Source organism: Streptomyces sp. NPDC027189, assembly GCF_055566975.1.
Map to the genome: position 1 here is coordinate 412912 of NZ_JBVHRI010000007.1, position 25059 is coordinate 437970.

Annotated in this window: 24 protein-coding genes and 1 pseudogene; 9 read left to right on the top strand and 16 right to left on the bottom strand. The window is 68.6% G+C overall.

Annotation, left to right across the window (positions count from 1 at the left end; genetic code table 11):
• Window positions 1–64: 64 nt before the first annotated feature.
• Complete coding sequence (locus tag ACZ4RZ_RS20450; protein ID WP_467746352.1) at window positions 65–1249, bottom strand: PP2C family protein-serine/threonine phosphatase; 1185 nt, start codon at window positions 1247–1249, stop codon at window positions 65–67.
• A 271-nt stretch (window positions 1250–1520) separates the two neighbouring features.
• On the opposite strand from ACZ4RZ_RS20450, the gene ACZ4RZ_RS20455 reads away from it, so the two are divergent.
• A complete protein-coding gene (locus ACZ4RZ_RS20455) occupies window positions 1521–2438 on the top strand; it encodes a hypothetical protein (RefSeq protein WP_467746354.1) in 918 nt (305 codons plus the stop codon).
• 187 nt (window positions 2439–2625) lie between these two features.
• On the opposite strand, the gene ACZ4RZ_RS20460 is transcribed toward ACZ4RZ_RS20455, so the two are convergent.
• From ACZ4RZ_RS20460 to ACZ4RZ_RS20475, 4 genes are all read right to left on the bottom strand, one after another.
• Entirely contained in the window at window positions 2626–3084 is a 459-nt protein-coding gene (locus ACZ4RZ_RS20460) for an SRPBCC domain-containing protein (RefSeq protein ID WP_467746356.1), read from the bottom strand.
• Window positions 3085–3351: 267 nt separating this feature from the next.
• Entirely contained in the window at window positions 3352–4614 is a 1263-nt protein-coding gene (locus ACZ4RZ_RS20465) for a sugar ABC transporter permease (RefSeq protein WP_467746358.1), read from the bottom strand.
• A 14-nt stretch (window positions 4615–4628) separates the two neighbouring features.
• Window positions 4629–5411 carry an ATP-binding cassette domain-containing protein gene (locus ACZ4RZ_RS20470; RefSeq protein WP_467746360.1) on the bottom strand — a complete coding sequence of 261 codons (783 nt, stop codon included), beginning with the start codon at window positions 5409–5411 and terminating at the stop codon, window positions 4629–4631.
• 38 nt (window positions 5412–5449) lie between these two features.
• Window positions 5450–6535 carry a sugar ABC transporter substrate-binding protein gene (locus ACZ4RZ_RS20475; RefSeq protein WP_467746361.1) on the bottom strand — a complete coding sequence of 362 codons (1086 nt, stop codon included), beginning with the start codon at window positions 6533–6535 and terminating at the stop codon, window positions 5450–5452.
• Between the two features lie 826 nt (window positions 6536–7361).
• On the opposite strand from ACZ4RZ_RS20475, the gene ACZ4RZ_RS20480 reads away from it, so the two are divergent.
• Together ACZ4RZ_RS20480 and ACZ4RZ_RS20485 are read left to right on the top strand one after the other, a co-directional pair.
• Window positions 7362–9908 carry a SpoIIE family protein phosphatase gene (locus tag ACZ4RZ_RS20480; RefSeq protein ID WP_467746363.1) on the top strand — a complete coding sequence of 849 codons (2547 nt, stop codon included), beginning with the start codon at window positions 7362–7364 and terminating at the stop codon, window positions 9906–9908.
• The gene (locus tag ACZ4RZ_RS20485; protein WP_467746365.1) at window positions 9905–10987 is read left to right on the top strand and encodes a sugar ABC transporter substrate-binding protein; all 1083 of its coding nucleotides are present in this window, start codon (window positions 9905–9907) and stop codon (window positions 10985–10987) included. Before ACZ4RZ_RS20480 ends, ACZ4RZ_RS20485 begins: the two co-directional genes overlap by 4 nt.
• A gap of 88 nt (window positions 10988–11075) precedes the next feature.
• On the opposite strand, the gene ACZ4RZ_RS20490 is transcribed toward ACZ4RZ_RS20485, so the two are convergent.
• Window positions 11076–11669 carry a dihydrofolate reductase family protein gene (locus tag ACZ4RZ_RS20490; protein ID WP_467746367.1) on the bottom strand — a complete coding sequence of 198 codons (594 nt, stop codon included), beginning with the start codon at window positions 11667–11669 and terminating at the stop codon, window positions 11076–11078.
• A 170-nt stretch (window positions 11670–11839) separates the two neighbouring features.
• Here ACZ4RZ_RS20490 and ACZ4RZ_RS20495 point away from each other — a divergent pair, with 170 nt between their 5' ends.
• Entirely contained in the window at window positions 11840–12832 is a 993-nt protein-coding gene (locus ACZ4RZ_RS20495; protein WP_467746368.1) for a sigma-70 family RNA polymerase sigma factor, read from the top strand.
• Window positions 12833–12950: 118 nt separating this feature from the next.
• On the opposite strand, the gene ACZ4RZ_RS20500 is transcribed toward ACZ4RZ_RS20495, so the two are convergent.
• The 4 genes and pseudogenes from ACZ4RZ_RS20500 to ACZ4RZ_RS20515 all read right to left on the bottom strand — a co-directional run bounded on the left by ACZ4RZ_RS20500 (window position 12951) and on the right by ACZ4RZ_RS20515 (window position 15159).
• Window positions 12951–13127, bottom strand: a complete 177-nt coding sequence (locus tag ACZ4RZ_RS20500; protein ID WP_467746370.1) for a hypothetical protein — start codon at window positions 13125–13127, stop codon at window positions 12951–12953.
• Window positions 13082–13303 (bottom strand): annotated as a pseudogene (locus ACZ4RZ_RS20505) (MFS transporter); the annotation flags it as partial. The gene ACZ4RZ_RS20500 and the pseudogene ACZ4RZ_RS20505, both read right to left, overlap by 46 nt.
• 36 nt (window positions 13304–13339) lie before the next feature.
• A complete protein-coding gene (locus tag ACZ4RZ_RS20510; protein WP_467746372.1) occupies window positions 13340–13783 on the bottom strand; it encodes a MarR family winged helix-turn-helix transcriptional regulator in 444 nt (147 codons plus the stop codon).
• A gap of 272 nt (window positions 13784–14055) precedes the next feature.
• Window positions 14056–15159 (bottom strand): PP2C family protein-serine/threonine phosphatase, encoded by a 1104-nt coding sequence (locus ACZ4RZ_RS20515; protein WP_467746373.1) that lies wholly within the window; start codon window positions 15157–15159, stop codon window positions 14056–14058.
• Between the two features lie 784 nt (window positions 15160–15943).
• On the opposite strand from ACZ4RZ_RS20515, the gene ACZ4RZ_RS20520 reads away from it, so the two are divergent.
• The 3 genes from ACZ4RZ_RS20520 to ACZ4RZ_RS20530 are packed head-to-tail and all read left to right on the top strand — an operon-like array spanning window position 15944 to window position 19454.
• Window positions 15944–16468 carry a PadR family transcriptional regulator gene (locus ACZ4RZ_RS20520; RefSeq protein ID WP_467746375.1) on the top strand — a complete coding sequence of 175 codons (525 nt, stop codon included), beginning with the start codon at window positions 15944–15946 and terminating at the stop codon, window positions 16466–16468.
• Window positions 16465–17163, top strand: coding sequence for an ABC transporter ATP-binding protein (locus ACZ4RZ_RS20525; RefSeq protein ID WP_467746376.1), 699 nt, complete (start codon window positions 16465–16467; stop codon window positions 17161–17163). The genes ACZ4RZ_RS20520 and ACZ4RZ_RS20525 overlap by 4 nt, the downstream gene beginning before the upstream one ends.
• A complete protein-coding gene (locus tag ACZ4RZ_RS20530) occupies window positions 17160–19454 on the top strand; it encodes an FtsX-like permease family protein (protein ID WP_467746378.1) in 2295 nt (764 codons plus the stop codon). The genes ACZ4RZ_RS20525 and ACZ4RZ_RS20530 overlap by 4 nt, the downstream gene beginning before the upstream one ends.
• Window positions 19455–19817: 363 nt before the next feature.
• Here the strand turns inward: ACZ4RZ_RS20530 and ACZ4RZ_RS20535 are convergent, their stop codons facing one another.
• Both ACZ4RZ_RS20535 and ACZ4RZ_RS20540 read right to left on the bottom strand, forming a co-directional pair.
• Window positions 19818–20315, bottom strand: a complete 498-nt coding sequence (locus tag ACZ4RZ_RS20535) for a DUF1877 family protein (RefSeq protein WP_467746379.1) — start codon at window positions 20313–20315, stop codon at window positions 19818–19820.
• 234 nt (window positions 20316–20549) lie between these two features.
• Entirely contained in the window at window positions 20550–21464 is a 915-nt protein-coding gene (locus ACZ4RZ_RS20540; protein ID WP_467746380.1) for an IS982 family transposase, read from the bottom strand.
• Window positions 21465–21591: 127 nt separating this feature from the next.
• Between ACZ4RZ_RS20540 and ACZ4RZ_RS20545 the strand changes: the two genes are divergently transcribed.
• On the top strand, window positions 21592–22023 hold the full coding sequence (locus tag ACZ4RZ_RS20545) for a pentapeptide repeat-containing protein (protein WP_467746382.1): 432 nt from the start codon (window positions 21592–21594) through the stop codon (window positions 22021–22023).
• An 81-nt stretch (window positions 22024–22104) separates the two neighbouring features.
• Here the strand turns inward: ACZ4RZ_RS20545 and ACZ4RZ_RS20550 are convergent, their stop codons facing one another.
• The 4 genes from ACZ4RZ_RS20550 to ACZ4RZ_RS20565 all read right to left on the bottom strand — a co-directional run bounded on the left by ACZ4RZ_RS20550 (window position 22105) and on the right by ACZ4RZ_RS20565 (window position 24454).
• A complete protein-coding gene (locus ACZ4RZ_RS20550; RefSeq protein ID WP_467746488.1) occupies window positions 22105–22428 on the bottom strand; it encodes a DUF6233 domain-containing protein in 324 nt (107 codons plus the stop codon).
• Between the two features lie 133 nt (window positions 22429–22561).
• Window positions 22562–23302, bottom strand: coding sequence for an HAD family hydrolase (locus ACZ4RZ_RS20555; protein ID WP_467746384.1), 741 nt, complete (start codon window positions 23300–23302; stop codon window positions 22562–22564).
• Window positions 23303–23352: 50 nt separating this feature from the next.
• Entirely contained in the window at window positions 23353–23679 is a 327-nt protein-coding gene (locus ACZ4RZ_RS20560; protein ID WP_467746386.1) for a hypothetical protein, read from the bottom strand.
• A gap of 193 nt (window positions 23680–23872) precedes the next feature.
• Window positions 23873–24454 carry an Rv1733c family protein gene (locus tag ACZ4RZ_RS20565; protein ID WP_467746388.1) on the bottom strand — a complete coding sequence of 194 codons (582 nt, stop codon included), beginning with the start codon at window positions 24452–24454 and terminating at the stop codon, window positions 23873–23875.
• Window positions 24455–24632: 178 nt separating this feature from the next.
• Here ACZ4RZ_RS20565 and ACZ4RZ_RS20570 point away from each other — a divergent pair, with 178 nt between their 5' ends.
• Entirely contained in the window at window positions 24633–24917 is a 285-nt protein-coding gene (locus tag ACZ4RZ_RS20570; protein ID WP_467746390.1) for a hypothetical protein, read from the top strand.
• The last annotated feature ends 142 nt before the right edge of the window (window positions 24918–25059 follow it).

The following is a 25059-nucleotide window of genomic DNA, read 5'->3' on the forward strand; positions in this document are numbered from 1 at the left end:
CCACTGCGGCATCGCCTCATTCGGGTGACCATCTCGGGCGTCCCCGAACGGACGGTCAGTGCGATCAGTGCGAGGACGGTTCGGTCTCGGAGTGGTGCAGAACCCGTCGGCGCGGATGCCCCTTCCGCGGAGGGGGGCTCGGGTGCGCGGCCGACGTGCGGCGGACCGCGATCAGAGCGGCGTCGTCGCCGAGGCGTCCGCCGCCGTGGGCGAGGAGATCGCGCCGGATGTGGTGGAGGAGAGTAGCTGGGCTGTGGCCGGTCCACTGGGCGGCCCGTTCCGCGAGCGGGTAGAAGAGGCCGCGCGGACCGCGGGCTTCGATGACGCCGTCGGTGTACAGCAGGAGGGTGTCTCCGGCCTCGAAGGAGAACACATCCACGGTGTGGTCCGCCGGTCCTGTCCGGCCGACCCCCAGCGGGGGTGTGGGGTGGACGGGAATGGTGACGGCGTCCCCGTGGCTGAGCAGCAGCGGCGGGGGATGGCCGCAGCTGGTCATCCGGGTGATGGGGTCCTCGTCGGGGATCTCCATCAGCAAGGCAGTCACGAACCGTTCCCCGGCCTCTTCCTCCGGCTCGAAGTCGTCCAGATAGCGGGCGACGCTCTGTTCCAGGGCGACGGCCAGTTCGGGAAGGTCGGTGTGCTTGTGCGCGGCCTCGCGGAAGGCGCCGAGCAGGAGGGCCGCTTCTCCGATGGCGTCCAGGCCCTTGCCCCGTACGTCGCCGATCATCACGCGGGTCCCGCCGTCGATGCGGGTGGCCGCGTACAGGTCACCGCCGATCTGAGCCTCGTCTTCCGCGGCGAGGTAGAGGCAGGCAACCCGCAGCGGGCCGATCTCCTCCGGCAGCGGCCACAGCAGGACATGCTGTGCGGCCTCGGCGACCGAGCGCACCTGCGCCAGCTCTTTGCGGCGTCGCTCGCGCACCACGCAGAAGAACACGGTCAGCGACGACAGCACCGTCAGGGCGAGGACCTGCACCAGCACATTCCGGGTGAACAGCGCACCGAAGTGCCAGCCGATGAATGCCTGGGCCAGCACCGCCAGGGTCCCGATCAACCCGGTCAGGCGGGGGCCGGCAAACGACGCAGTGATGGCGGGCGCGATGACCAGCAGCGGACCGAGATGGACATCGGCCGGAACCAGCAGGTCCACCCCCGTGATCACCACGATGAGCGCAAGTGGAATCACCAGCAGTGCGTGGCTCGACTGCCATGGCTGCCGCAGTACGGCGAGACGCCGCCGCGAGTGCACGTCTCCAGCCTGCACCGTTCGGGCATCGCTGACCACGCGTGTCACGTCCGCCGACCCATCAGTCGCCGGCTTTGAACACGGGGTATGCGCAGCACCTCGTCGCGAGCGCATGGAGCGCCTCGAACAGACCATCGCGAAGCGCGCGCATCCGCGCCGGAAAGGCCTATCGCACCACCGAGCCAGGTCTGACGACCTAGGCCGGACGCCAGGACATACCTGCCCAATATGGTGTGAAACTTGAAAAGGCAGCATGGCGCAGAGAGGGGCACGAGTGGACCTGGACGCTGTCGCCGACGAGCTGTACGGGCTGCCGCCGGAAGACTTCATCGCCGCCCGTGATGCCCGTGCGGCCGCGGCCCGCAGCGCCGGCGACCGCCCCCTCGCGGAGCAGATCCGCAAACTGCGTCGCCCCAGCTCGTCGGCCTGGGCGGCCAACCTGCTGGTACGTGAAAAGCCCGACGAGATCCCGCCGTTGCTCCAGCTCGGCCAAGCCCTGCGCCAGGCACACCGCGACCTGGACGGGGCGCAGCTGCGCGAGCTCAGCGGCCGGCAGCACGTGCTGATCAACGCGTTGTCGCGGCAGGCCGGTCAACTGGCGAAGGAGGCCGGTCATCCGCTCAGCGACGGCGTCCAGCATGAGGTCCAAAGCATCCTCCATACCGTCCTCGCCGACCCATCGGCCGCACAGGAGTGGGCCGCGGGCAGGCTGGTGAAGCCTTTCAGTCAGACACTCGGCTTCCCCGCAGTGGAGGACACGGCCCTGCGCCGCGCCCCTGCGGCCCCCACTCCTTCAACCGCGCCACGTCCTGCCGCCCGGGCGCGCAGGGACCGCGCAGCCGACGAGGAGCGCCGCCGCCTTGTCGAGGTGGCCCGGCAGGCAGCGGCCGACGCCGAAAGGGAGCTCCGTGTCCTCGAGGACGAGGCGGCGACAGCGGGCCGGGCGGCCGACGAAGCCGACGAACACGAGAGCAGCCTCCAGCAGCGGGTTGGCGAACTCGCCGATGAACTGAAGCGACTGGAGAGCGAGCAGCGGCGGGCCCGGACAGCCACGCAGCAGGCGCGCGAGCGCGTACGGGCCGCTGACCGGCAGGTTCGTGAGGCCCGGCGCCGCGCTGAGGCCACTGCCGCACAGGCTGAACGCCTCGGCGGACAAGATCCTGGCCATGGCCGCACCAAAGACAGGAGGTGAGTGGCACCGACTGGGCCCCACAGGGCCGCGAGGCCTGCATTGTGCGCAGGCTGCGAGGTGGGGGGCCGCCCGGCCGGCACCGGCGTGGCTGACGCACCGGTACATGTGGTTTCTCGGGCGACTGATCCTCATCAGCCCGTACGCAGGCGCACGGAGCCGGTGGCGGGCGACAGGGGCCCGTGACCAATCAGCTTCTCTCGACCAGGCGGGCGAGGTTGTCCAGCGCCATCCGGGTACCCAATTCGTTGTCCTCACGTGGCACATCATCGGGAATGCCCTCGTGCACGATCACGACCTCCGTCGCGTCGTCCACCTGGGTGAGGGAGGTGGTCATCGTCATCGTGCCGCTCAGTGCATCGTCGGATGTCTCGAATGCGAACACCTCGATCACCAGTTCGTTGGGAACGAGTCGTGCGAAGTGGCCGCGGTAGGTGTCCGTGTGGGCGTCCGACTTTCCTGAGCCGGCAGCATCGTTGTAGGTGAGCGAAATGCGGAACGCGCCGCCTTCGCGAGGGTCGAATGCGTGGACATGGCTGGTCATGCCGGCGGGCACGCGCCATGCCGCCACCGAGTCCGGGTCGATGAGCGCCTGATAGACGGCTGCGGGGGCCGCCTTCACGCGCCGTGAAACGTGCGTGGCATACATAAGAGGCAACGTACTGCCGTACGGCCGAGTCGTGGCCGTTCGAGCGGGCGTGATCGACCAGTCAGGCCCGGGCTTGTTGTCGGCGGCAGGACGCCATCGGAGGCCGCCCGGCTGCGTGTGGACGCCGTCGCACGCAACGCGATGACCGGCGTCGGGCCTGGCTTTGAGGGTGTCCGGCCTTCATCCGTGATGGCCCGTCATATCCGGCTGGCGCGCTTGCGGGTGGGGTGATGATGTCGGGCCTGAGTGATGGGCCTTACAGTCACCTCAGGCCCGCCCATGTGCCTCCTGCGAGCGTCGCGACAGTGAGTCGATGACCACCGCGGCGAAGAGCACCCCGCCCGTGATCACGAACTGGAGGGCAGTGGGGGTGTCGGTGAGGGCCATGCCTGAGGCGATCGACTGGATGACCAGCATGCCGAGCACCGCGGACCACGTCGTACCGCGTCCTCCGAACAGGCTGGTGCCACCGATGACGGCTGCCGCGATGGCATTGAGCAGCAGGACGCCCGAGCCTGAACTCTGGCTGACCGAGGTGATGCGCGAGGCCAGGAACAGGCCGCCGAGCGCGGCCATGGTGCCCGAGACCGCGAGCACCGCGGTCCGCACCCTCGTCACACTGAGGCTGGCACGACGGGACGCTTCGACACTGCCGCCGAGTGCGTAGATCTGCCGCCCGTAGTGCGTGCGGCGGAGAACGATGTCGAGGCCGGCCACCACCACGAGGAAGATCAGGAGGGCGAGCGGCAGGCCCTGGAACTGGTTGAGCACATACGCGGTGGCGAACGTTATCACCGCGACCGCTCCCGTGCGGACCGTGATTCCCCGGAGCGAGCGGTACGGCATGCCGACGGCCTTGCGGCGCCGTCTGCCCAGGTAGGACACGAGGAAGACCATGCCCGTGGCGACCGCCGCCGCTGCGTAGGCAGCGGCGGCGTTGGTGAAGTAATAGCTGGTCAACTTCGCGACGAGCCCGTTCTCGTCGAGGTTTACGGTGCCGCTGTTCCCGAGGATGTAGAGCATGAGGCCGTTCCAGGTGAGCAGCCCCGCCAGTGTGACGACGAACGCCGGCACCCGGGTCCTGGAGAACGAGAAGCCCTGGACGGCTCCCGTCGCGGTACCCGTGAGCACCGCGAGGATCAGGGCAAGCCATTCCGGCACGCCGTTGTTCACGTTCAGAACGGCGAAGACAGCCGCCGCGAGGCCGCTGATCGATCCGACCGACAGGTCGAGCTCACCGAGCAGCAGCACGAAGACGATGCCGACCGCGATCAGACCCGTGCCCACGATGTCCACGCTGAGATTGGACAGGTTCCGGGGCGAGAGGAAGTTTTGGTTGAGGGACTGGAAGACGATCCAGACCGCGGCGAGGACCAGGACGACGGGGAGCACGCCCAGTTCTCCGGCGCGCATCTTGCGTCGGAAGACGGCGACGCAGCCGTTCACGGCACGGGCGATGGTCCGCGCGAGGTGCGGCTGACGGGCCTCGGCGGTGGGCGTGGCCGGTTCGGCCCGCGTGTTGTCCGCCATGTTGCGCACCCCTTTCACCACCCCGCTTCCTGGTGGACCGTCCGGCGCGGCACGTTTTCCGCCGCGCCGGTGATGGAGGAGATGATCTGTTCGTGAGACGTGGTGTTCACGTCGAAGAAGCCGTTGTTCTGACCGAGCCGCAGCACAGCGGCCCGGTCCGCGAGCGCTTTCACGTCGCCCATGTTGTGGCTGATGAGCAGTACCCCCAGGCCGCGGTCACGCAGCTGGTCGACGATGTCCAGGATCTCGGTGGTCTGCTCGATTCCCAGCGCTGCGGTCGGTTCGTCCAGGATGAGGAGGCGCGGGTCGCCGAGAAGCGAGCGAGCGATGGCGACGGTCTGCCGCTGGCCGCTGGACAGCGAGACAACGGGGCCGCGCAGATCGGGAACGCCCCTGGTCAGGCGTTCCAACAGGTGCCTGGTGCGACGCTCCATCTCCACCTCGTCGAGGAACCCGAACCTGCGCATCTCCCGCCCGAGGAACAGATTGCCGACAACGTCGAGGTTTCCGCACAGCGCGAGGTCCTGGTAGACGGTGGCGATACCGAGGTCCCGGGCGTCGTGGGGGCGCCTGATGTGGACTGGCCGGCCCTCCCATTCGATGACGCCCCTGTCCGCGGGAGCGACGCCGGAGATCACTTTGACCAGGGTGGATTTGCCGGCCCCGTTGTCGCCCAGAAGAGCGACGACTTGGCCGGCGTGAATCTCCAGCTCGATGTCCGTGAGGACCTCGACGACACCGAAGCGCTTGCACACGCCGTGCAGCGCCAGCAACGGGGGAGTCAGCACGGAAACCATCTCCTTACCGGGACACGGACCCGGTCGGAACCCGCCTGTCAGGTCAGCCCGGCCTTGTCGCAGGCGGCCCCGAGTTGGGGAGTGCAGATCTGCTGGATCGTGTACATGCCGTCCTTCACCAAGGTGTCCTCGATATTGGCGACAGTCACGGACACCGGGGTGAGCAGAACGGCCGGAACCGTCTTCCCACTGCGGGGCGTCACCTTGTCCGTGGCGATCCGGTCAAGGCTTTGACCGCGGGCCGCGGCCACGGCCATGGAGCCGCCGGCGGAAGCCTCGGGTTCGAAGGGTTTGTAGACGGTCATGTACTGATCGCCGCCGACGATGCGCCGCACGGCTCCGATTTCGGCGTCCTGCCCGGTGACGGGGGGCAGTGGGTCGACCTTGTTCGCTTTGAGCGCGGAGATGCTGCCGGCGGCGAGGCCGTCGTTGGCGGCATAGACCCCGTGGATGTTGTCGGCGCCGAGGGCGGAGATGGCGCCGGACATGTTCCTGTTCGCCGCTTCCGCACTCCACTGGAGTGTGTCGTACGCCTTGCCGATCTTCACTCGCCCGTTGAGTACGGACAGTGCGCCCTTCTTGAACGACACCGCGTTCGGGTCGCTGAGATCGCCGTTCATCATCACGATCTGGGCGCCGGGCATGTCGCCCATGGCCTTCAGCAGCGCCCTGCCCTGGAGCCTGCCGACCTCCTCGCCGTCGAAGGAGACATACCCCGAGATCGGGCCCTCGGCGAGACGGTCGTAGGCGATGACCGGGATACCTGCTTCGTGGGCTTTCCTGACCGCGGGGCCGAGCGATCTGGCGTCCACGGCCACGAGCACGATGGCTTCGACACCCTTGGTGACCATCGAGTCCATCTGCTCCTGCTGAGTGGCCACATCGCTCTTGGCATTGGCGTGTTCGACCGTGCAGTCGTCGCACAGCTCCTTGATCTTCTTCTCGAGCAAGGGCCTGTCCTGTGTCTCCCAACGAGCCGTGGTGGCGTCCGGCAGCAGCAGCCCGATCTTCGGCGTGTCTCCCCCGTCGGGGTCGTTCCCGGTGTCCGCCCCGCAGGCCGAGAGAGCAACGGCCGTCGAGACCGCGGTCACGGCAATGGCCGCGTCCCGTATGAAGGCCTTCATTGACAGACCTCCTTTGTCGTTCGCCTGCGTGGCCAGGGAGCGCTCACGGTCACCCGCGACCGGCCTCCATCGGGTACGAGGTCTGGGTGCCGCGCCCCGTCGGTGTACGCCAGGTGGTTGGTGGCCGGGTCATGGAGGACCAGCGGGGCCGCACCGGGCTCTGCCGTCGGGTCTGGTCGGCACGCTGCGCGTGGGAAAGCGGCTCGCGTGCATCGCTGATGTCAAGGTGCGTGTGCGGGCGCCTGGGCCATATGGGCCACGTAGTACGCGGCGCGACGGCACTGGCCGCGATGAGCGCCGGATACCCGCGTCGGTATGGAGATCCAGGAGAACACCGGTCCCTGCCTTCACGGGCAGTTGCGGCTCCGGCGGCCACGGGGCGACGTCGCCCGCCCCGGCGAGGTGGGGACTTGGCCCGACCAGTCCGGCACCGGTAGATCCCTCATTGAGCATGGCGACACCCGGCCTCCTCACCATGCCACGCGTGCTGTCGGCCGGAAGCCCAGCAGCCGACAGCCGGCCACTGTGCCGACGCCCTTCGTCCGCCTGAACGGACCGCGCGGACGTGGCAAGACGACCACGTCGCCAGTGTGGCACCGGCTGCGGTCATCTGCGAACGCAGCGGCTCCGGCCAGCGATGTTCGGCCGAGGGCACCCTCGCTGTTCGGCCCGAGGTACGAGGATCCCGGGAACCGGCGCCCGGGCCTGCTATCGACGGCAATCAAGTGGATCTGTCCGGTAGGCCCTTATATGCCACTCTGGTAAGTGGGTGCCCCGATCTCAACCTGTCGGCACCTGCGGCATGGACGGGAGGTTGGTTGCGGACATGCCTCATGACGGCCGTGCCCGGGCCGGGGTCTCGGATCCGCGGGCATCCGAGGCCGAGGCCGCAGACACCGGTTCAGCGCCTACGAGGTCAGAGGCCGCCGCGAGTGATCGGGCTCTGATGTTCGCCGGAGCGGCGCTGGCAGCGGTCTATGTCGTCGGCGTCGGGAACGAAGTGCTGCGGTTGGTGGAAAAGTCCGGAGGCGCCGCTTCTTCCGAGTGCGGGCTTCCGGAACGTCTGCCTCTGTCCGGTGGGTCACCCGCGGCGCACGCCTTGCGCACCGGCCGGCCGCTGTGGCTGGATCCCGGGGCACTCGCTTCATTCTCCGAGGGCGGGCCGACGCCGCTGCGGGCGGAGGCGTCGCTCGGTGCACTGCCACTCGGGACGGAGGGCAGACGGCTGGGTTGCCTCGTCGTCGGCGCTTCCGCGGACGCCTTCGAGGCTGAGCAACGGCGCTTCCTGGAGCGGTACGCCGACGCGGTCACGGGCGTACTGCAGGCCGGGGCCGGCCCGCCCATGCCGTCGTCGTTGCTGGGACCCGCGTTGCAGAGTCTGCGCGTCGGCTCTTTCGTCCTGGTGCCGGACACCGGCCTGATCGAGGTGGACGAGACACTGCTCGAGCTCGTCGGCATCACGCCGCACGACTTCGACGGCAAGGCGGACACCCTGCTCGCGCATGCCCTCCCGGAGGACATGCCCGCGCTGATGTCGGTCCTGGAGCCGTCCACCCAGGCGTTCGGCCGACGGGAGCTGGAATTCCGAGTCCGCTGTCCCACTGGCGAAATGCGCTGGCTGAGCCTGAGTTGCCGGGTGGTGGAGAGCACGGACGACCGGCGGGAGCAGGTGCTGGGCGTGGTGACGGCGGCCTCGCTCCTGCACCGGAGGGCCGACGACGTCTCCAGGATCCAGTGGCTGACTGCCGCACTCGATGAGGCGGCAACAATCCCTGACGTCGGCCGAGTGGTGGTCACCGCGCTGCGTGAGCCGCTGGGCGCCGACCGGGTGGCGCTCGCCGAGTTGCAGGACGACCGGCTCGTGATCGCCGTGCTCGACCCGCCACAGGCCGCCGCGTGGCCGGAGACATGGCGTTCCGAGTGGCGTTCGGAGTGGCGTTCGGAGTGGCCCGACGCACCGGTCAGCGCCCTGCCCACCGTTCAGACGGCTCTGCGGGACGGGCGCATGGATCTGTGGCCCGCCGGCTCACCCCTCGAACCCGGACTCGCAGGCATCGGCACCGGAGGCCTGGCCGTCCTGCCGCTTCCTGCCAAGGGCCGGGCCGCCGGCGTGTGCCTGGTCGGCTGGGATCAGCCGCACGAGTTCGTCCCTGAGGAGCGGTCCCTGCTGACTGCCACCGCGGCGCTGGTCGGGCAGGCCCTCAAGCGTGCGCACGCGCACGACGCCGAACAGGAGCTCGCGACGATGCTGCAGCGCAGTCTGCTGCCCCGGAGCCTGCCCGAGCTGCCCGGGGGGACCGCCGTCGCCCGCTATCTGCCCGCCAGGCGGGGGCTGCAGGTGGGCGGCGACTGGTACGACGTCATCGCCCTCTCCGAGGATCGGGTGGCGCTGGTCATCGGTGACGTGCAAGGACACAGTGCCGGAGCCGCGACGATCATGGGCCAGATGCGTACCGCAGTCAGGGCGTACGCGGTGGAGGGGCACCCGCCCGACGTGGTCGTCTCGCACGCCAACCGCCTCCTCGTCGGTATGGAGACCGATCTGTTCGCCACCTGCTGCTATGCAGAACTGGACATGGAGGAGGGCAACATCCTTTTCGTCCGGGCCGGACACCTGTCACCGCTGGTACGCCATCCCGACGGCACTACCGAGGAGGTGCAGGTCGAGGGAGGGCTCCCGCTGGGCGTTTCCTCGGAGGGGGAGTTCCCCATGACCGCCGTCGCACTGGCCCCTGGCAGTGTGCTGGCTCTGGTCACCGACGGCCTGGTCGAGGCTGCCGACCTGCCCCTGGACGAGGGTATGCACCGGACGCGTACCGCTCTTGCTGCGGCGGATCCGGCGGATCCAGGGCTGATGGCCGACGAACTGCTCGGCGACGTCGGCCGTCGCGAGGACGACGTGGCGCTGTTGCTGCTGCGCTACGACGGCATGAAGACCCGGCCGATACGGGCCGGTTGGGTGGTGTGGCGGCTGCCCGACGCCGTCATGCACGCGCGTCGTTTCACCGCGCGCACTGTGCGGCGGTGGAAAGTCGAAGAAGTAGCCGATGCCGTGCTGCTGGTCGTGTCCGAACTCGTCACCAACGCCCTGGTGCACACCCAGGGCCCGGTCCGCCTCGACCTGACGCTCCGTGGGGACCGGGTGCGCGTCTGCGTGAGCGATTCCTCGCCGCGTGCGCCCGCCAAGCCGGTGATCGTGGACTGGGAGTCGACCGGCGGCCGCGGCCTGCTTCTGGTCGAAGCCATGTCGTCGTCCTTCGGCTCGGTGCCGGTGGCCGGCGGCAAGCAGGTGTGGAGCGAACTCGTTGTGCCGCAGCGCGAGCCGACTCCTGCGGACTCGGGGCCTCGCATGGCGCAAGGGGGTCTGCGATGAGGACCAGTACGTGCCACGTCGTCGCGGCACTCGTCGCCGGGCTCATGACGATGCCCCTGGCCGCCTGCGGAGGAGACGGCGAGGCGGAAACGGACAGCTTCGCCGTCGGTCTGCTGCTCCCGAGCCGAGCGGTTCCCCGCTGGGAGCAGTCCGACAAGCCGCTGATCGAGAAGCGGCTGAAGGAGCTGTGTCCCCGCTGCACCATGGAGTACGCCAACGCCGAGAACGACGCGATGCGGCAGCGGCAACAAATGATGTCCATGATCACCAAGGGGGTCAGGGTTCTGATCCTCGACGCCGCCGACACCAGGGCGCTCCGCTCCTCGGTCCAGGAGGCGCACAAGGCGGGTGTTCCGGTCGTCGCCTATGACCGGCTCGCCGAAGGCCCGATCTCGGGCTATGTCAGTTTCGACGGTGCGCAGGTCGGCAGGCTCCAGGGCGAGGCGCTCCTGAAGGCCATGGGGGACAAGGCGAACGGTGGGAACGTCGTCATGATGAACGGCGATCCGACCAGCGCCAACGCGGCGTGGTTCAGGAGGGGCGCCTTGTCCGTCATCGCCGGCAAGGTGAAGATCGCCAGATCGTACGACACCGTGGACTGGAGCACGGAGCGAGCCCATGCCAACATGTCGGCGGCCGTCGCGGCCATGGGCCCCGACCGGATCGGCGGTGTCCTGGCGGCCAACGATTCCATAGCCGCAGGTGTCATCTCCGCTCTCAAGAGCGCCCGTGTCGGGAAGCTCCCTCCCGTCACCGGCCAGGACGCCGACCTCGACGCTGTGCAGCGCATCGTCAAGGGCGAGCAGTACATGACGGTGTACAAACCGTTCGGGACGGAAGCCGTCGCCGCCGCCGCCATGGCCGTCGCTCTGGGTCGCGGCGAGGATCTCCGCGACATCGCCACGACGACGATCGACAGCCCCACCACCAGGAACATCCCGTCCGTCCTGCTCACTCCGACCGCGGTGACGGCCGGCAACATCAAGCAGACACTCGTCAAGCAAGGCGTGTACACCATCGACCAGATCTGTACCCAGGAGCTCCGGCCCGCCTGCTACAGAGCTGGACTCACTCGGTGACGAGGACCTCAATCGAGCCCGCCACTACCAGGCTCTCGTCACCATCGCCTGCTTACGACTCTCGCTCGCCTGACATTGCGGACACGACCTAGGCGTCTCGGACGGGCTGGTAGGTGAGGAAGGCGAGGCCGTCACCAAGGGTGTGGGCCTTGATGAGGCGCATGGGTTTCTTGTCGCTGATCTCGCCGAAGAGGTGCCCGCCGGCTCCGAGCACGACCGGGAACACGGTGAGCCGCAGTTCGTCGACGAGGTCGTGCTCCATCAGCGTGTGCACGAGCTGGATGCTGGCGTAGACGACGATGTCGCCGTCCAGCTCCTGCTTCAGCTTCGAGACCTCGTCCACCACGTCGCCCTTGAGCACCCTGCCCTTGAATGCCGTCGAGTTGCTCCACTTGGGCTCTTGGAGGGTGGAGGACACGACGTACTTGGGCAGGCTGTTCAACCTGTCCGCCCACTCGCCGCTGCGGGACAGCCACCGCGCGGCGAACCACTCGTCGCTGTGCCGGCCAAGCAGGAGGGCCTCGGCGCCCCGGGCCTCGTCGAGTTCGAGCTTGCCCCACGCCTCGCGGTCCTTGTCACTCATCTCGAGGAACCAGCCGCCGCGCGTGAAGCCCTCCTCGCCGGTCGGATCCTGGACGACACCGTCGAGCGAGACGTTCTCGCTGATGATGATCTTTCCCATCTCGGTTCTCCTCGGTCGGCGTTGTCAGCTACCACTGAGATAGACACCGCGGCGCCGGGAAAGTGGCGCCGGCCAACCGCCCCTTTCGCCCTTCGGCCGGTGTCCATACACGATGGAAGTGCCGCAGGGTGTGGGAGGAAGGTGGCGTGAGGGTGGTAAAAGGCGACCTGATGTCCCAGGCACGCGCCGGGGATGGCGAGGCATTCCGGGAGCTGATCGAGCCGTACCGCCGGGAGCTGCACGTGCACTGCTACCGGATGCTCGGATCGTTCCAGGACGCCGAGGACGCCCTGCAAGACACGCTGCTTGCCGCCTGGCAAGGCTTCGCAAGGTTCGAGGGGCGCGCCTCGCTGCGGACCTGGCTGTACCGGATCGCCACCAACCGGTGCCTCAACGCGCGCCGGTCGGCCGGCCGACGCCAGGCCAGGGAGTGGGACGTGCCCAATGTTGAACCACCCGAGCCGACCCGGCTCGGCGAAGTCGTCTGGCTCGAGCCCTACCCCGACGCCTTCCTCGAGGGTGCCATCGACGCGCCGCTCGGCCCGGCGGCCCGCTACGAGCAGACCGAATCCATCTCCCTGGCCTTCGTGACCGCCTTGCAAGTCCTGCCGCCACGCCAGCTCGCCGTGCTCATCCTGCGCGACGTCCTCGGATTCCACACCGGCGAGGTGGCCGACATGCTGGATTCGAGCGTCGAGTCGGTCAAAAGCGCTCTCAAACGGGCGCGCGCCGGCCTGCAGCACCGACGGCCCACGACCGACGACCGCGAACCGCCGCCCGTCTGCGAGTCACGCTCCGAGGATGCGATCGTGGCGAAATTCGTCCGCGCATGGGAGTCCGCCGATCTCGATGCGTTGGTGGCCCTGCTGACCGACGACGTCTTCATGTCGATGCCACCGATGCCCTTCGAATACCAGGGCCGCGACGTCGTGGCGCGCTTCTGCGCCAGCATCTTCAGGGCGGGGCGCCGGTTCGACCTCATCCCGACGCGAGCCAACGGCCAACCGGCGTTCGGAGCCTACCTGCGCGCCACAACCGGCAACCGCCACGGGACCGGTCTCTACGTCCTCACCCTCACCGGCGACCGGATCTGCGCCATGACCCGCTTCGACAACAGCGTGCTCCCATGGTTCGGGCTACCGCGATCACTCCCAAGCCGATGACCGGCTTGTTGGCGGTGGATGTGCGCGGCAGCGGCGGATGCGTCGGTGCAGCTGCCGGCATCCAACGTGCCGGCCGCGGCATGGTTGCCGACGCTGGTGAGGATCTGGCCGGTTGCGGTCAGGCCCGGTGCGCTGGGCCGGTCCAGGCGCGCGGTGACGGCCGCGCGGCCCTCCGGGCAACGCCGACGGGGGTCGGGCCGCCGACCGGAGCGAGCGAGGGCGCCACCGGCTCGCCCTCGCCGGCGTCGGCCTCGGCCCGGCGCAGCAGCCGGTCACGGCGACCAGCAGGCCCCATCCGGTGAAGACCAGGCCGAGTTGATGGGCACTCAGCTCCATGGGGTACGGGGCGTAGCCCAGCATGGTGAAGAAGCCCCAGTTGTAGAGCAGCGCCATGATGCCCATCGTCAGCAGCCCGCGGTGCCGCAGTGCTTTGAGCGGTGCGTTGGGGGAGATGGTGCGCTTCGGCTTGGGTTGGGGAAGTTGCGCGAGGTCGCAGGCCGGACGGCGTCAGGTACGGACTTGCCGGTGCTGGATGATGCGTGCGAGCGCGAGCAGGGCGATCCGTACCGCCTGGCGTTCGGACTCGGTCATGTCGCCGACCAACTCCTGGAGGCCCTGGGCGTGTGCGGCGCGCCGTTGCCGGATCACCTCCATGCCGGTGTCGGTGGCCTCCACCAGCACGCCGCGTCCGTCGCTGCGATCGGCGGCGCGGCGCACCAGGCCCGCTTGCTCCATGCGGGTGACGAGCTGCGTCATGTTCGGCTGGGAGATACCTTCGGCCCGGGCCAGATCGGTCAGCCGGTGCGGACCCGCCCGTCCGATCCGGGCCAGTACGGGGGAGGCCGCCGTGCTCAGCCCGCCGGTGATGGCGCTGCGACGCACGTACCGGACCAACTGGTCGACGGCGGTGATCAGGTCCTCCGGTGACGCGGCCGCGTCCTGCGGGCCCATAACCTCCTTAGGCGTAAATGCATCATGCATGTAGATGTATGGTGAAACAAGATGTGCCGGGAGCCTCAACGGCTTGGGCGTCGCCGTTCTCAGCGCAGTGCGCACCCGGTCGCTGCGGCCGCCGGCCCCTCCCATGCGGCGACCCCGAAGAACCTCCCCGGCCCCCCGCCACGACCACGGTGCCGTCGAGACTCAACCGCACGGGCAAGCAACACCGGCACGGCAAGACCCGCACTACGGGGCGCGTGCTGGTGCGGATGTGGCGGGCTGGGTCATAGGCGCATGATGACCAGTGCGGTGTCGTCGGTGAGGCCGGCGGGCGGGAGCAGGTCGGTCAGCAGCGCGTCGGCGAGGGTTTCGGGGTCGGCTGACTGGTGGCGGGCCAGCGATGTGGCGAGCCGCATGAGTCCGGTGTCGATGTCTTCGCGACGCCGTTCGATCAGGCCGTCGGTGTACAGCACGAGGACGGCGCCGTCTGTGAAGCGCACGTCGGCCTGAGGCCGGGGGCCGTCTTCGAGGCGGGCGCCGAGTGGGGGGTCGGTGGCCTGGTCCAGGAAGTCGACGGTGCCGTCCCTCTGCAGGAGGGCCGGTGGGGGGTGGCCTGCGCTGCTGTAGGTGATGGTGTGGGTGTTCCAGTCGACGAACGTCGTGGCCACTGTGGTGTTCTCAGCACCGCCGATGGAGCGGGCGTACAGCTCAAGGACTTCCAGGGCCTGGGCGGGGTCGTCGACGGCGCGGGAGGCCGCGCTGAGCGCGCTGCGCAGTTGTCCCATGACTTTGGCCGCGGGCAGGCCGTGGCCGACGACGTCGCCGACGGAGACAGTGATGCGGTCGCCGGACAGGTCGACCAGGTCGTACCAGTCGCCGCACACGTGCAGCGTGTCGACGGCGGGCCGGTAGCGTACGGCTGCTGGGTGGCGGCCGACCGGCCGGGGGGCGGGCAGCATCGCCTCTTGCAGGCTCAGCGCGACTTCGCGGGCGCGGATGAGTTCGGTGACCTCCTCCACCCGGTGCAGCAGCAGCGCCACCCGCTTGTCCGGCCCCAGGATGGGGATGTTGCTCAGGCTCCAGTACCGCTCTTCCCGTACCCCAGGGTCGGCGGGGTCCTCCAGGTCGTAGCGGAGCAGCGGCATGGTTTCGCACACACCGGTTTCTGCCGCCCGGTGCAGTGACGCCTCAAGACTCTGCAGGGTGTTCGCGGCGGGGTCGGGGAAGTGGTCGGCCAGGTGATGGCCGACCACCTGCTCCCGGGTGCGGCCCAGCACACGCAAGAACGCCTCGTTGACGTCCACGTAGACCAGCTGCGGGGTCAGCAGCGCTACCGCCCCGGGAAGGGTTCGGAACACCGCCGTGTAGTCGATCTCCCGATGTGTCACGTCTTGCCGCCTCGACGCCGCTGTAGGTCTGACTGCTCACGATAGGAGCAGGAGGCCAGGGCCGTGGCCTTCCTCTTCCCGTGGAGCTGGGCAGGTCACACGGGCGGCCCCCGGGCGGCCGCCAGCAGGGGATGGAGGGAGCTCACGCAGCGCCCTCGGCAGGGTCTGCCGACCCGTACAGCCAATGCCCGCCAACCGCTAGGCGCCGCAGTCAGGTTGGAAAGGAATCAGTGTGAATGGCGAAGGGACGTAAGGTCTGTCTCGTCAACGCCAGCGGTCAACCGAGAGTTGGCCCCCAGGAGCGCGGAGCGGCCCCCTTGTAGCAGCCGCCGCCGAGCGGCACCGCGCAGGCCCTGACGGTCAGTAGCCCGCCGCGATACCGGCGTTGTAAGAACCGGGCTTCGCCGCGGGTGCGATCCCGAGCGCATCGCCCATCAGCACCAGGAACTTGACCGCCGCCGCAGGATCGGTGCCGGCCGCGTACAGCGAGCCTGCCCACCGCCTGCGCGGCTGCGGTAGTGGTCAGCGCGGACTGCGGAGAGCGGTCCAACCGCGCCCCGGTGCTGCTCACCCAGGCCGGCACATCGCGAACCGGTGGGCGTCAGGAGTGGTTCAGTAGGCGGCCAAAGGCGATCGCACGGCCTGCCCACCCTCGTGGTCATGTGCTCCCACGAGGTGGCCCGCACCCGCTGGCCGACCGTGGCTGTCTTCATGTAATCCCAGCCTGGTATCGGGCCAAGCCGCCCGTTGACGCCAACTAGATACTGAGTGTAGATACTGAGGTATGACTGTTCCTCTGGCACTCCTCGGACTCCTCGAACGGGAGTCGAGCCACGGCTATGACCTCAAGCGCGACTACGACACGTACTTCGGCCGAGGCAAGCAGCTGCCCCCAGGGCAGGTCTACTCGACCCTGGGCCGCCTCGCCCGTGACGGAAAGGTCGAGGTCGGCGAGACCGAGTCCGGCTCGGGGCCGGACCGCAAGCGTTACGTGATCACCGAGCTGGGGGTCACGCAGGTCGAGAGCTGGCTGACCGAGCCGGAAGAGGGTGAACCGCACCTGCAGACTGTGCTGTTCACCAAGGTCGTACTGGCGCTGTTGCTGGAGCGAGACCCCCGCGTGTACCTCGACATCCAGCGCGCCGCCCACATGGAGCGGATGCGGGAGCTGACCGAACTGCGCCGGACCGGCAGCACGATCGACGCGCTGCTCGCCGACCACGGCGTGTTCCACCTGGAGGCCGATCTGCGATGGATCGACCTGACCGTGGCGCGGCTCGCCGCCCTTACAGCGGAGGTGCGCTCATGAGTTCGGACGAAGGCTTCCTTGTAGAAGCGCGGGAGGCCGTCCTGTCGTTCGGACAGACGCCCGCACTGCAGGGCGCGAACCTCTCCGCCGCCGAAGGCGAGATCCTCGCCGTCACCGGCCCGAGCGGCTCCGGCAAGTCAACGCTGCTGCACTGCCTGGCTGGGATCCTCGTACCCGACTCCGGCGAGATCTGGTTCGACGGCCGCCGCATCGACACCCGGCGCGAGCCCGAGCGCAGCGTGCTGCGCCGGGACCGCTTCGGCTTCGTCTTCCAGTTCGGTCAGCTCGTCCCCGAGCTGACCGCCGAGGAGAACGTCGCCCTGCCGCTGCTGCTCGCCAAGTCCCGCAGGGCGAGCGCGCTGGCCGAGGCCCGGTCGTGGTTCGGGCGGCTCGGCCTGGACGGTTTGGAGGGGCGCCGGTCCGGCGAGCTCTCCGGCGGACAGGCGCAGCGTGTCGCCCTGGCCCGCGCCCTGGTCTCCCGGCCCAAGGTGTTGTTCGCCGACGAGCCGACCGGGTCGCTCGACTCGCTGACCGGCGAGCACGTGATGGACCTGCTGGTCGCCTCCGTACGCGAGGAGGGCACCACTGTCATCCTCGTCACCCACGAGCCGCGTGTGGCCGCGTACGCGAACCGTGAAGTCATTGTCCGCGACGGCAAGGTGACGTCGCTGTATGTCGAACGGCTCACCTCGTGATCCGCCTCGGCCTGCGCCTCACCCTGAGCGGTGGCAGGGAGGCCGCCGCCCGTCTGGCCGTCATCGCGGCCGCCGTCGCCCTCGGCGTCGGCCTGCTGCTGAGCATCCTGGCGGCTATCAACGCCACCGCCACCCAGAACAGCCGGAACGCCTGGTTCAACACCGGCTCCGGCAAGAGCGCGTCGAGCCAGTTGGCAGCGAAGGCCGACACGGACCCGCTGTGGTGGCTGCTCAGGGCGGACCACTTCGACGGCGAGATCATCGGTCGCGTCGACGTCGCCGCCACCGGCCCGAACTCCCCAGTCCCACCGGGCCTTTCACGCCTTCCCGGACCAGGCGAGTTCTACGCCTCACCGGCCCTCAGCAAGCTCCTCCACTCCACCCCGGTCGCCGAACTCGCCGACCGCTACCCCGGCCACGAGGTCGGCACGGTCGGCAGGGCGGCGCTCCCGGGCCCCGGCTCCCTGGTCATCGTCATCGGCCACAGCCCCGACCAGCTTGCGAAGCAGCACGACGCCACCCGGGTCACCTCGATCACCACCGTCACCCCCAGTGCCTGCAACGGCACGAACTGCACGGTCAGGGCGGGCATCGACGACAGAGGCATCAAGCTCATCCTCTCCGTCGCGGGCACCGCCCTGATCTTCCCGGTGCTCATCCTCATCGGCACGGCCACCCGGCTGGCAGCCGCCCGCCGTGAGCAGCGCTTCGCCGCGATGCGCCTGGTGGGCGCCACGCCGCGGCAGATCTCAATGCTCTCGGCCGTCGAATCGACGGTCGCCGCGGTCATCGGCACGGCCGTCGGCTTCGGCCTCTTCTCCCTGTTCCGTACGCAGCTGGCGGCGGTCAACCTCACGCGTACGCCGTACTTTGCCAGCGACCTCACTCTCAGGACCGGCGACATCCTGCTCGTCGCCATCGCCGTCCCCGTGGGGGCCGCGATCGCGGCCCGGATCGCCCTGCGCCGCGTGCAGGTCTCCCCGCTCGGGGTCACCCGGCGCGTCACGCCACGCCCGCCGCGGGTCTACCGGATGATCCCGCTGGCCGCCGGCATCGCCGAACTCTCGTACACCATCGGCCGGGTGCCCAGGAGCACCAACGGCCAGATCTGGGTCTTCGTCCCGGGAATCCTGCTGGTCCTGACCGGACTCGTCATCGCCGGACCCTGGCTGACCATGGCCGGAGCCCGCGTCCTGGCCCGGCTCACCAGCCGGCCCGCGCTGCTGGTGGCGGGTCGGCGGCTCGCGGACGACCCGAAGGCCGGCTTCCGCGCGGTCAGCGGGCTGGTCCTCGCCCTGTGCGTGACCAGCGCGGCCGTCGGGATCATCGGCTCGCTGAACGCCGAGCGCGGCATACCGAAGGGCAGCCCGACGGTCGCCAGTGCCCTGGTCGCCAACTACATCCAGGGATTCAACCGTCCGGGGGAGCCGGTCGGAAGCGTGCCCCCGCTCTCGGCGGCCGCGCTCGGCGAACTGAATTCCGTACCGGGCGTCAAAGGCGTGCTGATGATCCACACGAACCCGCTCGGCACCAGGGACCCGGCCTGGCGCGGCCCCCAAGACGTCGGGACACCGCCGGTGGCCGGCCTGGCCTCGTGCGCCGAGCTCTCGAAGATGCCGGCCTACAGCACATGCGCCCCCGGAGCCGAAGCGGCGTCGGTCAGCGAGGACTACACCCTCTTCGGCACGTACAACTGGGAGCACTGGCCCACGGCATGGCCCGCCGCCGCCATCTCCACCCAGCGGCTCGCCCGCCTCCCGGTCCAGCAGATCGCCGTAGCCACCAACGGATCGACGTCGGCGATCGAACGTGCGCGCACCATCCTCGCGAACACGTATCCCGACCAGGACGTTCCGTGGACCGTCCGGGAGGACCATGCCGAAAGTGGCGCGCAGCTCGCCGGATACCAGCAACTGGCCAACGTGGTCATCCTGGTCAGTTTCCCCATCGCCGGCTGCAGCCTGGCAGTGAGCGTGGCCGGCGGCCTGCGCGACCGCAAGCGCCCCTTCAGTCTGCTGCGGCTGACCGGCATGCAACTCGGGGTGCTTCGGCGGGTGGTGCTGCTGGAGAGCGCGGTCCCGCTCGTGGTGGTCGCGGTGGTGGCGCTTGGGATGGGCTTCCTGGCTGCCCAACTGTTCGTGCAGGCACAGTTCAGGTACTCGATCCGGGCGCCGGGGATCCAGTACTACGCGATCGTGCTCGCCGGGCTCGTCGCCTCGCTGGGGGTCATCGCGTCCACGATGCCGCTGCTCAGGCGGATCACGGGACCCGAAACGGCACGCAACGAGTAGCAGTTACGACGACGGCTCGGACCGGCTGACCGCAGCCGGTCCGAGCCGTCCGTCGTTCAGTGCGGCTGGATCGCGAGCTCGTACTCGAGCAGCGGGACCAGGCCGCCGCCCATCAGCACCGGTACGCACGTGTAGATCGTGTTCTTGCTGACATCTCGGTGTCCACGACGTCGTCATCGACCCGGCCGCCGCCGCTCACCGCACCGTGCTCCGACGCTGTTCCGCCCTTGAGACACGCCTGCTCGTGCAGGGCGCTGCGGGTCGCCGAGGAGGCTCGCGATCGACAGACTTGCTGTCCGCTACGAAGCGACATTGCTGATCGCCGCCATCAACGAATGGCTGTGACCGGCACGCGACCACGTCTCAAGCCCACACCGCTTTGACCACGGTATGGCCTGCTGAAGCCGCCCGCCTGTAGAACCCTAGAAGGTCTCTGTGATGGTCGAGGAACTCCTGCCTGACCTGCGCCTCGTCCCAGCCGGACCAGACGAGCTTGGCACTGGCGACGTACCACAGCTCGTCGAAAGAGACAGTCGCCAAGAAGGCTGCGGCCTGTGACACCCCAGGCGGTTCCAGAATCATCAGGGGCGGGTTGGAGGGGTCGGCATCCGCGCTGTGCGCCACGGGGCGCCCGCCGTAAATCGGCAGCGTCCAGAGCTTGTCGGCATCCGCATCGAGGACATCGGCAGCGGCGTAGAGGTCATTGACGGAGTCCCAGACCTTGTCGATCGAATCGGCGATGCCCGCTGCGTACTCGTCGGGGTGGTTCTCCCAAGCCTCCCACATGAACGCCGCAAGCCAGGTGTGGTCGTCCCGGATCTCGGATTCCGCGACGGCGCGAAGGTGTAGGTGGATGCTCACGGCGACGAGTCCTCGAGTTCGGCGGCCCGCCTGTCGGGCCGAACGGACAGAACTTATTCGACGGCACTGACGGCGAGACGTCCCGTCTCCCAACGAGGGATGCGCGGCACTGCCAGGACGCCCTCCGACACCCGAGCGCCGAGTGTCGTCGAAATCGACCTCTGCGGGTAGCCACCTCTACGGGACTTTCGCAACAGGCCCACGCCCGGCGGCTAGATGATCGATTCCAAGGGGTTAGTGGCCGAAGGCGGTCAGTGATCGCAGTACTGGCTGTCCAGTGTGGTCGGTGTGCCAGATTGAGGCGGTCAGCGTGAGGATGCGCTGCATGACGCGGGCGGTGACGCCGGCTGGCGTGCGGCCGCGATGCTGTTCGAGGTCGAGCTGCCCCTTGAAGCTCTCGTTGACCGATTCGATGACCTGCCGCAGCGGCTTGAACAATGGTGCCCCGGCCCGCTCCGGCTCGCCTTTGCGGGCCGGTCGCAGCAGCCGGACGTCCAGTTCGGCCAACTGGTGCTCGAAGTCGCGGCCGAAGTAGTTCTTGTCGCCGATCAGCGTCTGTCCGGGCCGGGCGGCCACCAGTTCCGGTTCGGCAGCGAGCAGGTCCAGCAGCGTCTCGCGCTCGTCGGCCTTGGCACCGGTCAGGGCGAAAGCGATCGGCAGACCCTGAAGGGTGCACACCAGGTCCAGTCGAAGGCCCCAGAAGAAGCGGCTGTGGCTGGCGCAGTAGCCGTACTCGGCCCATCCGGCCAGGTCGGACCGCTTGACGGTCTCGCGGGAGCGTCCGCACTCGACCGGCGTGGAGTCGACGATCCACACGTCGTCGCTCCATACGGTGGTGTCGGTGGCCAGCACCCGGGTGACCCGGCGAAGCAGCTCGGCGGCCTTGTGCAGACGCTTGTTGTAGCCGGGCTGCTTGGGCAGATACGGGAACAGGTGCCGCAGGTGAACACGGGCATGCCGCAGCCAGCGGGCCTCGGAGGTGAAGCCGAGCATCGCCTGCATCATCGCCAAGGTCACCAGTTCCGCGTCGCTGAGCTGGGGCGCGATGCCCACGGCCGGCCGCCACGGGGCCAACTGCGGCCAATCCTTCAGCAAGTCGTCGGTCTTCACATAGAGTGCGGTGACGAGGGAGTCCAGCTCTGTCTTCACACACCGACGTTGGACTCCTTCGCCACATCCACGGGCCCTTTCCCGCACATACAGGCCCCTGCGGCACCGGTCAGAGCAGCCCGTGCCAGCTGTCCAGCAATGACAGCCCCATTCAAGAGCTGGCACGATGTCCAGCATGGGCCGACTGGTAACGCTGAAGGAGAACCTCGCATCCCGCCGTCAGCACGCGACTCTCCAGCGGGAGTCCTTTGACGGTGCGGATCTCGCTTCGGTGCGCTTGCGGCCGTTGTGGTTCACGCGGTGCACATTTCGTGAGACGGATCTCCGCCAAGCCACTCTCGACGGCTGCCACTTCAAGCTATGCGATCTTCGCGGGGCGAATCTGAGCGGCGCCTCCATGCGGGGGGTCACTCTGGCGGGCTGCGATCTGACTGGCGCCGACCTGCGCGCCGCGGATCTGACCGGCGCCCGTTTCGGCCGGGTCCTCACCGGTGCCCCACCCCACGGGCTGACGAATGCCACCGATGTCAAGCTCGACAAAGCTGTTCTCCGCGATCTCCAACTGGAAGAGGTCATCGGCTGGCCCGTGACCGGGTGATCGACTCGCCCCGGAAGCGCGAACACATGCAGCGGGCGTCGACCAAGCCTTGGAATCGATCATCTAGCAGGATATCGGGCTTTAGGGTACGGGTGTTCGAGTCGTGCCGCGGTGGACTCTTACGGCTAAGTCGAGGATGTCCAGTCGGGTTTCGAGCCGGCAGTGGCTGCAGGCGATCAGGCCGGTGGCGATCAGGCGGCGGGCTTCGTCGCGGCTGACTGCGCGGTGCCGTTTGCCGGTCATGTGGCAGTCGCCGACGTGGGTCTGGAGGGGCGGCCGTCCTGCGCCGATGCCGAGTTCGACGACCCAGTCCGGCGGTAGCGGGCGGTTGCGTCGGCCGCGTTCCTCTTCCCTCTGGCGCTGCCGGAGGGCTGCGATCTTGGCGTCGATGCGCTCGAGCCACAGGGTGTGCCAGACCTGCGTTCTGTGGAATCGGCTTTGTCAAGCTTGCGGCCTGTCGGCCAGCTGGGCTGATTGCCGGCATGGCTCATAGCCGGATGCGCCGGTGTCCGAGTTCGTTCGATTGATCTGGAAGACGTTAGTTGATCTTTCGCAGCATCACGGCAGCGCTGATGAGCGGCTGGTGCGACGTTACGACCCAGTCGCTACCGAGGCGCCACAGCTCTGCCGCGCGCTCCCGAGACTGGGTGTACCCGAGAAACTGTGTGCCCGCTGAGCGGGCACCCTCGAGATCCATGAGCTGATCGCCGACCAAAAGGCATAAGGAAGGGGCCAGGCCCATGTGCCTCACGGCAGCGTCCACCGTGTAGGGGTCAGGCTTCATGTGGCGCGGCTCGTGCGGGTCGCGCCCCACGACGATTTCGATCTTCGACTGCAGGGCATGCCCCTTGAGGAACGTCCAGATCGGTCCGACGGAGACGTTGCTGACAATCGCGAGGCGCATGTCCAAGTCGAGCAGTACGTCAGCGAGTTCCACGAAATGTGGTGCCAAGCTCGCTGACCTCCCAGCGTCGGATTCATAGCGCGTTGCTATGGCCTCTGCCAGCTCTAGCGGCCGACGATTGCGGGGAGCCGGGGACGGCCGGTCGAACATGTCCCCGATGCGTTGGAGGAGGCCGTGAAAATCGTCGCAGTCCTCCACATCGGGGTCCAAAGTTCCCCAGACCTCCCGCGCCGCGTACTTCATGCTGTCAGCGACATGTGCGCTAGACCTGCCACGGAAAAGATCAGCGACTGGCCCGTCAAAGCTGAAGAAGACGGCCCGCATGGACCCGAGCAGCGCCTGCAGAGCTCCCTGTTCGCCATATGCGTTGCCCATGGGCTTCCCCCCTGCATAGCCGGTTCCGCGACCCATTCTGATGGAACGCGTCAGGCAGAAAGTGGCTTCGGAGTCAGGATTGTGGCGTCACGCCCGGCCTCGCTGTCAGCGGTGATGTCGACAAGGCGCACGCTGTCGACGTACAGCGGGGCGTGACTGGGACGGACGCGTCGGTGGATCTGGTGGAAGTGCTCCAGGATGACCTCGGCCGTGGCGTTCGACTCAGGCAGGTGCAAAACGCCGGTGTCGTACGAGGTGGTGTGGGAACCTCGCACGATCTCGAAGGCCCTTGTGGTGGCGGTGCGCAGAGCGGTCAGGAGCTTGTCCGGTCCAAGATCAAAAACAATCTCGCTGGCGTACGGGAGTGGACTGCCCACCGTGACAGTGAAAGGGGCGACGGTCCCTGCTTGGTCAACTCGTCAACGCGTGCCCGCCGCTCGCCCTCGCCGGACTCGGAGGCAGGCTTCTGGCTCAGCCGGTAGAGCGTGATGTGAAACCACTGGTCGCCGACGTGGGTGAGAGGGTCGTCCTCGTCTCGGTAGATGGCCGGGTCTCCTCCGGCTTCGGGCGTCAGCCGGTCTTTCCACCCCACCGTGTGTCGGTCCGTGCCCAGTCTGCGGCCCATTGCTCCATGCGCCGCCGATCCAGCCACGCCCTTGAGGCATGGGCGCCGACTGCAACCAATCCGCCGGTGATCCCTGCGGTCAGCACTCCTGCCAGGGCGGACTGGAGCCGTGCCTCCTCGTGCGTCACGGGTTTCGAGGTGAGCGCGCCGTGCTTGTCCGTCCACACCGTGACCTGGGTCCCGGCCGGGGTCTCGGGCCGTACCTTGGTCTGGCCGGTGTGCTTCGAGCCGTCCGGTGCGGCCCAGCGGGCCGTGGCCCAGACCCGGTCGTCGTCGGCTGCGCCCGCGGACGGCTTGTCCCTCGCGTCTTCGACGAGCACGGCGGTGACCGCCTGTCGCTCCACCCGCTGCCGGTCGAGGACTTGCTCCACCGCCCTCTGGGTCGCCAGGCCGGCCAGGAGACCCCCGACCAGCGCCAGAGCGCACGCGGCGAGCAGAACCCAGGCTTCGAGGACGTCACTGCGCCGCCTGAGCGGATTACGCCGCCACCGCCACAGCCGCACCTTCGAGCTCTGCGTCCTCGCCACGGTCGACACCTCCTTACCAGCGCCGACATCACTCGATTTCAGTGTCCTCCCTTGAGTGCCCCGGGGCTCCCGCACGTACGGCGGAGGGTGTCGGGCTCTTTCCCCGAGGCCGGCTGGAGGACGGGCCGGAGCGGAGAATGGTGTTGTTGCCCTGCTTGCCGGTTGGGCGGTGGTCGGATTGACGCAGCAGTACCTCGTCGGGGAGACCTCCGTGCTCCTGGCCGAATTGCAGGCATCCGGTACCGATCCGGCCGTCACGCTTGAACTCGCGCGACTGCGTCGTCAGGCGGAGACGGGGCCCGTCAGCGGGCTCGGCCGGGTGGCGCTGCGTGCGCTGGAACTGGCCGACGAACTGTGCCTGGATTCGCTACGGCGGGGCGACGTCCTCGCCTTCGCCCGCCAGTGCGCCTGTGGGGCCGAACTGCGCGAGTTCTGCGTCTGCGCGCAGCTGGCCGACGTATGAGAGTCCCAAGCGTCGTCGCGCGGGCGCCGCCTCGGTCATGCCGGGGCAGTTCACCACGCCGTGCTGGGCAGCTGACCAGGCTCTTGCCGGAGAGACGTCTTTTCAGGCGAGAGAGGCGCGACGTTCACGCTTCGAGGCCCCT

Excerpts from the sequence above, each read along its gene's own strand:
- ACZ4RZ_RS20460 (WP_467746356.1), bottom strand. The coding sequence starts at position 3,084 with ATGTATGCCACGCACGTTTCACGGCGCGTGAAGGCGGCCCCCGCAGCC.
- ACZ4RZ_RS20465 (WP_467746358.1), bottom strand. The coding sequence starts at position 4,614 with ATGGCGGACAACACGCGGGCCGAACCGGCCACGCCCACCGCCGAGGCC.
- ACZ4RZ_RS20470 (WP_467746360.1), bottom strand. The coding sequence starts at position 5,411 with ATGGTTTCCGTGCTGACTCCCCCGTTGCTGGCGCTGCACGGCGTGTGC.
- ACZ4RZ_RS20475 (WP_467746361.1), bottom strand. The coding sequence starts at position 6,535 with ATGAAGGCCTTCATACGGGACGCGGCCATTGCCGTGACCGCGGTCTCG.
- ACZ4RZ_RS20480 (WP_467746363.1), top strand. The coding sequence starts at position 7,362 with ATGCCTCATGACGGCCGTGCCCGGGCCGGGGTCTCGGATCCGCGGGCA.
- ACZ4RZ_RS20485 (WP_467746365.1), top strand. The coding sequence starts at position 9,905 with ATGAGGACCAGTACGTGCCACGTCGTCGCGGCACTCGTCGCCGGGCTC.
- ACZ4RZ_RS20490 (WP_467746367.1), bottom strand. The coding sequence starts at position 11,669 with ATGGGAAAGATCATCATCAGCGAGAACGTCTCGCTCGACGGTGTCGTC.
- ACZ4RZ_RS20495 (WP_467746368.1), top strand. The coding sequence starts at position 11,840 with ATGTCCCAGGCACGCGCCGGGGATGGCGAGGCATTCCGGGAGCTGATC.
- ACZ4RZ_RS20500 (WP_467746370.1), bottom strand. The coding sequence starts at position 13,127 with ATGGGGCCTGCTGGTCGCCGTGACCGGCTGCTGCGCCGGGCCGAGGCC.
- ACZ4RZ_RS20510 (WP_467746372.1), bottom strand. The coding sequence starts at position 13,783 with ATGGGCCCGCAGGACGCGGCCGCGTCACCGGAGGACCTGATCACCGCC.
- ACZ4RZ_RS20520 (WP_467746375.1), top strand. The coding sequence starts at position 15,944 with ATGACTGTTCCTCTGGCACTCCTCGGACTCCTCGAACGGGAGTCGAGC.
- ACZ4RZ_RS20525 (WP_467746376.1), top strand. The coding sequence starts at position 16,465 with ATGAGTTCGGACGAAGGCTTCCTTGTAGAAGCGCGGGAGGCCGTCCTG.
- ACZ4RZ_RS20545 (WP_467746382.1), top strand. The coding sequence starts at position 21,592 with ATGTCCAGCATGGGCCGACTGGTAACGCTGAAGGAGAACCTCGCATCC.
- ACZ4RZ_RS20555 (WP_467746384.1), bottom strand. The coding sequence starts at position 23,302 with ATGGGCAACGCATATGGCGAACAGGGAGCTCTGCAGGCGCTGCTCGGG.